Annotated in this window: 11 protein-coding genes, 1 tRNA gene and 1 riboswitch; of the genes, 5 read left to right on the top strand and 7 right to left on the bottom strand. The window is 39.9% G+C overall.

All coding sequences use genetic code 11. The features are described 5' to 3' along the window. The 4 genes from WKT11_RS19525 to WKT11_RS19510 form a co-directional block, all read right to left on the bottom strand. Positions 1 to 473: GDSL-type esterase/lipase family protein (locus WKT11_RS19525; RefSeq protein WP_445291961.1), on the bottom strand; the 473-nt coding region annotated here is incomplete at its 3' end. A 482-nt stretch (positions 474 to 955) separates the two neighbouring features. After that, positions 956 to 1,402 (bottom strand): threonine/serine exporter family protein, encoded by a 447-nt coding sequence (locus WKT11_RS19520; RefSeq protein WP_118630915.1) that lies wholly within the window; start codon positions 1,400 to 1,402, stop codon positions 956 to 958. Continuing rightward, the gene (locus WKT11_RS19515) at positions 1,399 to 2,163 is read right to left on the bottom strand and encodes a threonine/serine exporter family protein (protein ID WP_118411691.1); all 765 of its coding nucleotides are present in this window, start codon (positions 2,161 to 2,163) and stop codon (positions 1,399 to 1,401) included. The genes WKT11_RS19520 and WKT11_RS19515 overlap by 4 nt, the downstream gene beginning before the upstream one ends. A 307-nt stretch (positions 2,164 to 2,470) precedes the next feature. Further along, a complete protein-coding gene (locus tag WKT11_RS19510; RefSeq protein ID WP_118630916.1) occupies positions 2,471 to 3,232 on the bottom strand; it encodes a helix-turn-helix domain-containing protein in 762 nt (253 codons plus the stop codon). A 144-nt stretch (positions 3,233 to 3,376) separates the two neighbouring features. On the opposite strand from WKT11_RS19510, the gene WKT11_RS19505 reads away from it, so the two are divergent. Further along, entirely contained in the window at positions 3,377 to 5,647 is a 2,271-nt protein-coding gene (locus tag WKT11_RS19505; RefSeq protein WP_340285713.1) for a glycoside hydrolase family 3 C-terminal domain-containing protein, read from the top strand. A gap of 216 nt (positions 5,648 to 5,863) precedes the next feature. On the opposite strand, the gene WKT11_RS19500 is transcribed toward WKT11_RS19505, so the two are convergent. Beyond that, positions 5,864 to 6,118 carry a hypothetical protein gene (locus WKT11_RS19500; protein WP_340285711.1) on the bottom strand — a complete coding sequence of 85 codons (255 nt, stop codon included), beginning with the start codon at positions 6,116 to 6,118 and terminating at the stop codon, positions 5,864 to 5,866. Between the two features lie 107 nt (positions 6,119 to 6,225). Further along, a complete protein-coding gene (locus tag WKT11_RS19495) occupies positions 6,226 to 7,431 on the bottom strand; it encodes a cation:proton antiporter (protein WP_340285709.1) in 1,206 nt (401 codons plus the stop codon). 77 nt (positions 7,432 to 7,508) lie between these two features. Next, positions 7,509 to 7,581, bottom strand: a riboswitch (Fluoride riboswitch). Between the two features lie 255 nt (positions 7,582 to 7,836). Between WKT11_RS19495 and WKT11_RS19490 the strand changes: the two genes are divergently transcribed. The 4 genes from WKT11_RS19490 to WKT11_RS19475 are packed head-to-tail and all read left to right on the top strand — an operon-like array spanning position 7,837 to position 10,112. Beyond that, positions 7,837 to 8,211 (top strand): GntR family transcriptional regulator, encoded by a 375-nt coding sequence (locus WKT11_RS19490; protein WP_117677674.1) that lies wholly within the window; start codon positions 7,837 to 7,839, stop codon positions 8,209 to 8,211. A 1-nt stretch (position 8,212) separates the two neighbouring features. Then, on the top strand, positions 8,213 to 9,070 hold the full coding sequence (locus tag WKT11_RS19485) for an ABC transporter ATP-binding protein (RefSeq protein ID WP_340285706.1): 858 nt from the start codon (positions 8,213 to 8,215) through the stop codon (positions 9,068 to 9,070). Then, a complete protein-coding gene (locus tag WKT11_RS19480) occupies positions 9,067 to 9,708 on the top strand; it encodes an ABC-2 transporter permease (protein ID WP_117677676.1) in 642 nt (213 codons plus the stop codon). The genes WKT11_RS19485 and WKT11_RS19480 overlap by 4 nt, the downstream gene beginning before the upstream one ends. Next, the gene (locus tag WKT11_RS19475; protein ID WP_340285703.1) at positions 9,705 to 10,112 is read left to right on the top strand and encodes a DUF3592 domain-containing protein; all 408 of its coding nucleotides are present in this window, start codon (positions 9,705 to 9,707) and stop codon (positions 10,110 to 10,112) included. The genes WKT11_RS19480 and WKT11_RS19475 overlap by 4 nt, the downstream gene beginning before the upstream one ends. A 429-nt stretch (positions 10,113 to 10,541) precedes the next feature. Here WKT11_RS19475 and WKT11_RS19470 read toward each other — a convergent pair. Then, positions 10,542 to 10,612: transfer RNA gene (locus tag WKT11_RS19470), tRNA-Trp, on the bottom strand. Positions 10,613 to 10,841: the final 229 nt, after the last annotated feature.

Below are 10,841 nucleotides of genomic sequence, written 5' to 3'. Positions count from 1 at the left end.
TCACTGAAGTAACGAGAATGCGACGCGCGGTCATTCAATAGAATTCTTATCGAATTCCGGATCAAAATCCTCTCCCCAAGGTAGATGGGAGATACCAGTAATATTTTAGCATCCGGGTTTACAGTGTTGATCTGATCAAGGAGCTGTTCAATCCCCTGTCCAATCACTTCCGGGGTTGCGCTGTATACGCTTTTACAGTCGTTGGTGCCAAGCATAAGAACGATGGTATCTACCGGTCTGTGGCTCTCAAGGATTGCCGGAAGCATTTCCGTTCCTCTTCTTTCTGTGCAGAATGGATCGTCGAATACGGTGGTTCTTCCGCAGAGTCCTTCTTCGATTACTCTGTAGCCTTTTGTTCTTACTTTGTCATCCAGGATGCTGGTCCAGCGGGTACCCCATCCGTATCTCTGATTAGCAGTTCCCGGGATTAAACCGTATGTATTGGAATCGCCGAAACATAGGATTTGTTTCATGTCTTGTCACCTTCTTATCTGATATTTTTAATGGGATTTTTTTGCTTTCCCTGTTTTCATATTGATTTGATAGGAATATCTATACAATCTTTATTTTTGTTTGTCAATCCCTTTTTTGTATTTTTTTGAAAATGTTTTATAATGTACCCATAACCGTGGACACGATATATTTTGAGTTCCCTCATTTATGAACACATCTAAAAAAACTGAATAAAAAAATAAAAAAAATTTCAAGGTAGTATTTCCATACAACATTTTTTAACCATACAAAAATGGCAGAACCCCAATAAAATCAAGGGATTCTGCCATTTTATTTTTCATCAACTGTCGAAAACGGGATTTTGTTATGGATTATAGCACTGTTATTATTATTTATGCAATATCTGTTCTACTTCATATTTCCGCCGGGTACGTTCTCACATTTGCATCTGCCGAGTAAAACGGGTATGTGTTATTTCATCGGGAATTTCTTTCTTACCAGATCAGTTCTGCTTTTTCCTTATACTTCTCAGAAAATAGCAAATCGACCACGCAATACTCATTCCTGCTGCAATTCCAAAAGCAAAAAGAAAGGTATCCCGCCCATATTCCAATGCCTGAACTGTATTGCCTTCCACAATACTACTCATACAATAATAAAGAGTACTTCCGGGAATCAGAGGGATTACGGAAGTAACAAAAAAGGATGTCGATGTTTCTTTACAGATTCTTGCAAGAATTTCCGCATACACATCTGTAATAAAGCCAGCCAGCAGAGTCGGAAGAAACACATTACCCCAGAATTCTTTTCCCAGAAGGAACACCAGCCAGCTAAGAAAGCCGCCAACTGCTGCCAGAGGCAGATATTTCTTTTTTATGTGAAAAAGAATTCCAAATCCTACAGAGCCGATGGCTCCGGTAATCAATTGTATAATGGTTGTTGCGATCAAAGTCCCAGCCTCCCAAATAAAATAATTGCTCCCATAAATCCAAGTGCCAGTGCCGCAGCAAGAAGCAAAGCGGCGATCAGGCGGATGATTCCGGAGAGTGTATCGCCAATAAGTATATCCCGGATTGCATTTGTCGACATCAATCCCGGGATCAAAAGCATAATATCACCGATCATAATCTTATCCATATGAAGAAACGGACATATCAAAACGGATACACAGATTACACAACCTGTAAGAAAAGACGCCGCAAACTGAAAAGTCACTTCATTCATACACACCGGACGAAGATATTGCTGTAATCCCCATATCAAAACAGCGCCAAATCCTGCCGCAACAGCATCCGAAATATTTCCTCCATAAAAAAGAGCGAAACTGCATGCTGCCAGAAGACTTCCCAGAAGTTTCCAGAGCGGATTCGTTTTATTCATATTAATTTTATCTAATTCCTCCCGAAGCTCCTCCGCAGGGACAGGACGATTACAGAAGCGACGGCTCAGATCATTCAACTGCTCCAGTTTGGTAAAATCATTTCCACCACTTTCCCTGATCCGTCGGGTCTGTGTCCGCGCTCCTTCTCCCGGAAATTCCATGGTAATAACGATACTGGATGTGATCACAAAAACATTCATCTGTGCAGCACCACAGGCATAACCCATTCGGTTCAGCGTATCCTCCACCCGAAAAATCTCTGCACCGCTGTTTAACAGTGCGTCACCCATATCAAGAAAAATGTGTAAAAAATCTTTGGACGTCTGCATAGGAATACTCCTTTAATTTTATAGAAAAGAGTCCGGCATAATATACGCCAGCATCTCATTTCTGCACTTTTGTATTCTGATGATAGCTTATAGCAATTCCATAAATTACTGCAAACAATCCAGTCCATCATAGCGTGAAGTTCTGCGTCAGATATCTTTGCCGTGCGTCAGCACGCCTGCAGGTATCTTCCTTGTCCTTCGCACTCTGCTGAACTGTCTTGATTGCATTATTTTATGGAATTGCTATAAGTATAAAGCTTAACTGCCGCTAATACAACTTCTATTTTTCTAGTGCTTTCATAAAATATTAGTCCTGAACTTTATATTTTTTATATTTCGCAGGTGTGGTCCCTGTGTATTTTCTGAAGATTTTTATAAAATAACTCTGTGTGGAAAAGCAAAGATATTCACTGATCTGTGCTGCTGTATAATCTGAATAGGTCAGCATATTACAGGCAGCTTCTATCCGTTCCTTCTGAATATAATCTACAATAGACATTCCTGTCTCTTTTTTAAATAATCTGGAAAGATAACTGGCACTGATCCCTGCTGCCTCTGCAGTTTCTTCCAGTGTGATAGAAGCATGCAGATGAAGATGAATATATTTTACTGCCGCTTCAATTTCTCTGCTGTAATGTCTCATTCCGGACTTTTGCACTTCCTGGGCAAATCTCAGGGCTGCTTTTTGTAATAACTTTTCTATAGAAGATTTACTGGTGCACTCTTCTACTGTCTGAATATAACCGTCGCTTAATGCATAAGCAGTTTCTTCAGGTACGCCACCTTCAATCGCAGCTCTGGTAAACAGCGTAATTCCTGCGATAAACATATTTTTACTGTTTCGCAGTTCATTTCTGGACAGGATTCCAGGAGTTCCATCCGGTGTGATCTGAAAAACGGACTGTATTCTGTCTGTCTGGCCATTCCTGATAGCATCATACTGCCGACGCTCACTTGCATAAGATTCATGTTTCTGTAAATTCTCACGTCTCTCAAATAGAGTATTCCTGCTTCGGTTCTCTGCAATCTGTTGTTCTTTTTCGTTATATTTCTTATTTTTCTCCTGCATCTTTATTCCTCTCGCGTATACAGCAATATTTTATTATTTATAGCAATATTTTACTATATTTTATCATTTACAGATGATATAGTCCAGATAAAGGCAACACAAACAATCTGTTCAACATATATTCAACTTATGGAGGAATTTATTATGAATCGTGATTTAAAGAAAATCATCAGCCAGATGACCCTGGAAGAAAAAGCAGGTATGTGCTCAGGTCTTGATTTCTGGCATCTGAAGAGCGTGGAAAGACTTGGAATCCCGGAGGTAATGGTAAGCGATGGTCCTCACGGGCTTCGTAAGCAGGATGACAAGGGCGATCATCTTGGAATGAACGACAGTATCAAAGCTGTCTGCTTCCCTCCTGCTGCTTTAAGTGCCTGCTCTTTTGACCGTAACTTAATGGAATCCATGGGCGAGACTATTGGCAGAGAAGCTCAGGCAAATGACGTATCTGTTGTTTTAGGACCTGCTGTCAATATTAAACGTTCTCCGCTCTGCGGAAGAAACTTCGAATACTATTCAGAAGATCCATACCTTGCAGGTGAAATTGCTGCTGCATTTATCAATGGTGTGCAATCCCAGCATGTGGGAACTTCCATCAAGCATTTTGCAGCTAACAATCAGGAATATCACCGCATGAGCAATTCTTCCGAAGCAGATGAAAGAACACTCCGCGAAATTTATTTTCCTGCATTTGAAACTGCTGTAAAAAAAGCTCAGCCATATACATTTATGTGCTCCTACAATCAGATTAACGGTACTTTTGCTTCCGAGAACAAATGGCTTCTTACCGATGTTCTCCGCAATGACTGGGGATTTGAAGGATATGTTATGTCTGACTGGGGTGCTGTCAATGACCGCGTGAAGGGTCTGGAAGCCGGTCTGGAACTGGAGATGCCAGGTTCCAACGGAACAAACGATACTCTGATTATTGAAGCTGTAAAGAACGGAGCCCTGAAAGAAGAAGTTCTGGATCAGGCTGTAGAACGTATCCTGAATATTATTTACAAATATGCCGACCACCGCACACCACAGGAATTTACTATGGAAAAAGACCATGAAGAGGCACGCCGTATTGCAGAAGAATCTATGGTCCTTCTGAAAAACGCAGACCAGATCCTGCCTCTGAAAGCATCTGAAAAAGTAGCTTTTGTAGGTGGTTTTGCCAAAAAACCTCGTTTCCAGGGCGGCGGAAGTTCTCATATTAACTGTTTTAAAATTACCAATGCACTGGAATCTGTTCCTGCTGATGCACAGGTTACTTACGCAGAAGGATTTCCTGCTGATAAAGATTTATATGATGAAAAGCTGGCTGCTGAAGCAGTTCAGGCTGCAAAAACTGCTAATAAGGTTGTGATCTTCGCCGGACTTCCGGACAGTTTTGAGTCTGAAGGATATGACCGTTCTCATATGAGACTGCCTGAATGCCAGAACCGTCTTATTGGTGAGATTCTGGAAGTTCAGCCAAATACTGTGGTCGTTCTTCACAATGGTTCTCCTGTGGAAATGCCATGGATCAATGATGTGAAAGGTATTCTGGAAGCTTACCTTGGCGGACAGGCAGGTGGTGCTGCTGTTGCAAATATCCTCTATGGTATTGTGAATCCAAGCGGTAAACTGGCTGAAACAATTCCGGTGAAACTGGCTGACAATCCATCCTACCTGAACTTCGGCGGCGGCGATAAAGTGGAATATCGCGAAGGTGTATTTGTAGGATATCGTTATTATGATACCAAGCAGATGGAAGTTGCCTATCCATTTGGATACGGACTTTCCTATACTACATTTACATACAGCAATCTGCAGATTTCCAACACAAATCCAACAGAAAAAGATACCATCACTGTTTCTGTCGATGTAACAAATACAGGTAAAGTTGCCGGAAAAGAAGTCGTACAGCTCTATGTAAAAGACATGACAGCCTCTGCCATCCGTCCGGAGAAAGAACTGAAAGGATTTGAAAAAGTACAGCTTGCTCCGAATGAAACCAAAACTGTAACCATGGAACTTGATAAGCGCAGTTTTGCATGGTATAACACTGAGCTACATGACTGGTATGCAGCAAGCGGAAAATATGAGATTCTGGTCGGTGCATCTTCCAGAGATATCCGCCTTACTGAGACAATCGAACTCTCCAGCAGCCAGGTAATCCCGATGCATATTCATATGAATACCACACTCGGAGAACTTTTCCGCAATCCGGCTACAAAAGAAACTGCAAAAGAACTGACTTCCAGATATTTGTCTGCAATGAACGGCGGTTCAGAGACAGCTTCAGAATCTGCTGCTGAAGCTATCACTGAGGAAATGGTAGCAGCAATGACAGATTCCATGCCACTTCGCTCTCTTTGCAGCTTTGGCGGATTCTCACGTGCTGAAATTCAGGAGATCATTGATAAACTGCAGAAATTATGCTGATTGCTGATCATCTGAATCAATGAAAAGTTTTCTTCAAAAAAAGCTCCGTTGAGATAATTTTCTCAGCAGAGCTTTTTTCAATCTTCTTATTAAAATTTATCTGAGATTCATTCCACCTACTCCATTTTCTATCAGCAAATCTTGTACATTTGTTATAAAATTTTCAGTCTATAAACGGTTCAAGAACGTATCTCAGCCTTTCAATATATAGATAATTTACCTTCTTTTTAAATGCCGGGCAATTCCAATACATGTTGCTATGGCAATAGCAAAAGGAATTGCTGTCATGAATGCTGTCCAGGCTGGGGCACTATAGCCAGCATACTTGATGCCCCACGTCATATCACAATAGTTGTATGCAACGACAGCACACATCGCACCAGACAGAAGAAAGGCCAACACATAAAATACTTTAGATAAGGTCCTCATAAAAATTCTCCTTTCATCGGAACATAACCAAATAGCTGCCAAAATTATATATATTTCAGTATACATCGCACGCCCTGCAATAGCAACTGCATATTTTTCATTCTTATAGACTTTATCTGTTGCTATAGGTTCAGAGTAAACAGTAATCTTTACCTTTCTGATTCTTTATGCAGGAATTTTTTATATGTGAAATCCATTCCAAATGCTCCTAATGGTGCTGTAATGATAATTGCCGTAACAGCTACTGAAAGAACTATCTTTCCACATGGAAGCCCCGCTGCAAACGGAACTGAACCGATTGCGGCCTGTACTGTTGCCTTCGGAAGATATGCGATTACACAAAAAGCTCTTTCTTTTAAAGTAAGGCTGGTTTTTACTGTGCAAAGCCACACACCAAATGATCGGAAAATCAATGCTGCAAAAATCATGGCAACTGCAGCCAGTCCTGCATCCAACGTGTAACGAATATCAACAGCAGCACCTACCAGAACGAAAAGTATTACTTCTGCCACAAGCCAGAGCTTTCCAAATTTCTCTGACAGTCTTTTTGATACAAAAGATGTGCATTTCATTTTCAGAACACACGCCATACTTACAACTGCCAGCAAACCGGACACTGCAATTTTTCCTTCCAGCCATCCTTCGATTGCGATTAACAGAAAAGAAAAACCAAGTACGATAATTACCTTCATACTGTTTCTCACATAATGTTTTTTTGCATATGCAGTCTCAAAAAACAGATACAACAGATATCCCACAATTGCCCCCAAAATAATTCCAAGAATAATTGAAATCGGGATATTTACAAATGCTTTAATATCCGCACTGCCACCTTGTGCCATACTTAAAAATGTGGTAAATAATACGATTACAAAAATATCATCGCAGGATGCCCCAGCCATAATCATCTGCGGAATTGCTTTCTCCGTTCCGTATTTGTTCTCCATTAACTGAACCATTCTCGGCACTACTACTGCCGGAGACACCGCTGCAAGTACAGATCCCATTACTGCTGCTTCTACTCTGGTGATTCCAAGTATCACAGGTGCAAATACTAAATATCCAATAAGTTCAAATGTTGCAGGCACAAAGGCCATCATAATCGCAGGCCTTCCTACCTTTTTTAAATCCTCCAGATTCAATGACAATCCAGCTTTCAGCAAAATAATGATTAGTGCCATTTTTCGCAAATCAGAAGATATGGATAAAATGCTCGGATCCAACAAATCCAACACATATGGCCCCAACACAATTCCAGTTGCAAGCATGCCAATAATTCGTGGCAGTTTCAGCTTCTGGCAGATTGCACCCATTGCAAGACCTACCAGAAAAATAAATGACAGTGATGTTAACATACAATTACTTCCTTCTTTTTTTATTTTCCGCACAAAAAAAGCTGGTGATTTCTGCGACTAATTAATACACATATTAATTAATCGTAGAAGTCATCAGCTGAAATCAGCGGTTCTGGTTTCCCTTGGGAGAACTTCATTCCCAAATTCCTGTTTATCATACTACATGAAATATTGGCTGTCAAGGAAGTTTACCAAATCACAGAGATTTTTATGCTTGTACTATGAAAGTTTTATCCCTCGTTATCTACTACAATGGAAAGCCCCGTTTTGCCAAAAGAGAGTAAATAAAAACCTTGTAATTCCTCTCTATCTTTTAGTTTTCAGTATTATATTGACAATAATGTGCTTACTGATTATAATGTGTATGTAATTACATCACACTAAAAGAAAGGGGCGAAGGGCTTTGTGAAAATACTAATCTCAAATACTTCTGACACTCCCTTATACCAACAGATAAAAGACCAGATTAAGGACGCCATATTAAAAGAAGAATTGGTTGAAGGGGACGCACTTCCCTCTATTCGGGCTTTTGCTAATGATTTGAAAGTGAGCGTCTTAACAATCCGACGGGTATATGAGGAGTTAGAACAGGAGGGATTTATTGTAAGTCAAGTAGGAATTGGGACATTTGTATCTACAAGCAATCTTGAATTACTCCGCGACTCCAAGCGACGGATTGTAGAACAAAAAATGGCAGATATGATACAAACAGCAAAATCACTGAAAATCAGTAAGGAAGAACTTAATTCCATGATGGATATTCTTTACGAGGAGGATTGAAATGAACGATATTTTGACAGTCAGCGGTTTAAATAAGTCGTATGGCGATTTTTCTTTGAAAGATGTGACATTCTCTTTGCCAGAGGGGTGTATCACAGGTTTTATTGGTGTCAATGGAGCAGGTAAAACAACAACGCTGCGGACGCTTTTAGGTCTGACGAACAAGCTATCCGGCAAAATTCAGTTTTTCGGTCTTGACATGGATAAGAATGAAATAGAAATCAAAGACCGTATTGGTATAGTTTTAGACGGTGGGGGATTTTACGAAGAACTTTCGCTAGGTGAAATGAAAGGAATTATTTCATCTGCGTACACTTCATGGTCTGAACAGGATTTTAAGCGGTACATGGATATGTTTTCGCTTGACCCGAAGCAAAAAATCAATAGCCTTTCCAAAGGTATGAGAATGAAGTATGCTCTTGCTTTAGCTCTTTCTCATAACGCAGAACTTTTGATCATGGATGAGCCGACAAGCGGACTTGATCCTTTAGTTAGGGGGCAGCTTTTGAAAATCTTAACTGAGTACATGGAAAATGGCGGCAAAGGTGTTTTCTTTTCGACACATATCACCTCTGACCTTGATAAGATTGCCGATATGCTCATTATGATTGATAACGGGCGTATCGTCTTTCGAGAGGAAAAGGATACCTTGCTTGACACATATCGGATTGTCAAAGGTGATAGCGGAGCTTTAACAACTGATGCCCGCAAGCTCTTTTTATCTATATCGGAAACTGATTTTGGATTTACAGGAATTACAAAGCAGATATCCGAAGTACGGTCTTATATTCCCAACATTATGGTTGAGCGTCCGACGATTGAGGATATTATGCTTGGAAATATCGGAGGTGAAAAATGATGTTGTTCGCCCTACTAAAAAAGGATTTTCTGATTGTAAAAAAATATGTGCTGATTATGCTTGTAGTTATTGCACTTATCCCACCTGTCATGCGTTGGCGGACACCGGAGTTTACGGGAGTTTTCGGATTTATTCTTTCTGTCATTTTTGGCGTTTTCATACTGTTACAATATGTATCCCTAAAAGAGTATCAATTTCCAAAAGCTGTGACATTACTATGTGCCACACCATTTTCACGGAAAGCAATAGTTTCATCAAAATACATTTTTTGCATGGCTATATATGCAATCTGTTGTATCGTTTTTGAACTTGAAACCTTGTTTATGCCCGAATTAGGAACATCAGATATAAAGCTGTTTGCATTTATGTTTCTTATAGTATCTGTTTTTATTGGTATTTATTTGCCAATACAGTATAAGTTTGGATATGAAAAAACAAAGTTTGCCTTTGGTGTGATTATTATGGCTTCGCCATTTATTCTGCCACTGCTTATGAGAGCGGGAAGTCTAAACTTAAACTTCCTCTCTATGTTTTCACCATACCTTGTTTATGGCGGTATTGTCCTTATTGGTTTTGCGATTTTAGCAATATCAGCATCTTTGTCTATAAAGATTTACGATAAAGCAGACTTGGCGTGATAAAGAAAGAAGGTGGGACTATGGATAGAGATACTATTTTTCTTTATGTCATTGCTGTGATAGCATCGTGTTTTGGATTGATAAACTGTATTCATTTTTTTTTAAAAGGAAACAAAACGGCACAAACCGTCGGTACGATTATTTCTTTCAGAACAATAAATCCAGAAAACTCAAAATTTCGTAATTCAAAATGGGCGACCGTTTCGTATAAAGTGAATGGAAGAACGTATCAGTCCCAAAACTGCATACAAGTACCAATGGCGTCACAGATTGGAACAACCGTTACCGTGCGTTATGACATGCAAAATCCGGAAAAATTGTATAGTTTTTCTATTTTACGAATTATTGTATCACTTATCGTTGCTGCCATCTGCATTGCAGCGGCTATATTCAATCTTGTATAAGATAAGGAGGATTGAGATTATGCCACATTTTCCAGGTTGGTTTGTAGCTATATGTGTTTTACTTCCTGTTTCCAATGTTATATACAAAATATGGAAGAACAATAAGAAAAAATAATTATCAAAGAGCCTGACACACAGTCACAGAGCCGATGAACTATGAGAAATTGTAGTCCATTGGCTCTTTTTCATTCAATGGGTGCTGCATTTTAATTTCTTAACGCGGTAAGTACAGATTGGAAAACAGAAATTATAGATTCTGCTTCTTCCTCGCCACATTCCTCAAGCAACAATTGAAGTTGACGAAGCGCAGGCGATTCTCTCATATTCTACAATACACTTTCCTTTTCTTAATTTGGTACCCTGACATTTTCGAGTAAAACAAAAGAGCCGGAAAGCATTGATTTTATTAGCTTTCCGACTCGTTAGGAGCAGGGGATGAGAGAATCGAACTCCCACCAAAGGTTTTGGAGACCCCTATCATACCATTTGACCAATCCCCTACAAAGTATATTTTATATACTCTCAAAACTACATACATGTTGACATTTCCCTGAGATTCATTACTTCCTGCGTTGCTGAGTGAATGATCTACTCCGCGGGGGTCACTTCGTGACTACGTCACTCAGTGTCATTTGCTTCGCAAATGTCCAGTCTGTACCATGAATGTTCCTTCACAAGCAAGCTTGCTCCGTCTCATTCCTGTTACATCCTGCCCGCTCTCTCAGCGTT

The sequence above is a fragment of the Blautia sp. HCN-1074 genome (assembly GCF_037890165.1).
Lineage (GTDB): Bacteria > Bacillota > Clostridia > Lachnospirales > Lachnospiraceae > Blautia_A.
This window is presented reverse-complemented; position numbering and strand designations above follow the sequence as displayed.

What these genes read in the sequence shown, in the direction of transcription:
- WKT11_RS19495 (WP_340285709.1), bottom strand. Translation starts at nt 7,431, where the DNA reads ATGTTAACATCACTGTCATTTATTTTTCTGGTAGGTCTTGCAATGGGT.
- WKT11_RS19515 (WP_118411691.1), bottom strand. Translation starts at nt 2,163, where the DNA reads ATGCAGACGTCCAAAGATTTTTTACACATTTTTCTTGATATGGGTGAC.
- WKT11_RS19480 (WP_117677676.1), top strand. Translation starts at nt 9,067, where the DNA reads ATGATGTTGTTCGCCCTACTAAAAAAGGATTTTCTGATTGTAAAAAAA.
- WKT11_RS19505 (WP_340285713.1), top strand. Translation starts at nt 3,377, where the DNA reads ATGAATCGTGATTTAAAGAAAATCATCAGCCAGATGACCCTGGAAGAA.
- WKT11_RS19485 (WP_340285706.1), top strand. Translation starts at nt 8,213, where the DNA reads ATGAACGATATTTTGACAGTCAGCGGTTTAAATAAGTCGTATGGCGAT.
- WKT11_RS19510 (WP_118630916.1), bottom strand. Translation starts at nt 3,232, where the DNA reads ATGCAGGAGAAAAATAAGAAATATAACGAAAAAGAACAACAGATTGCA.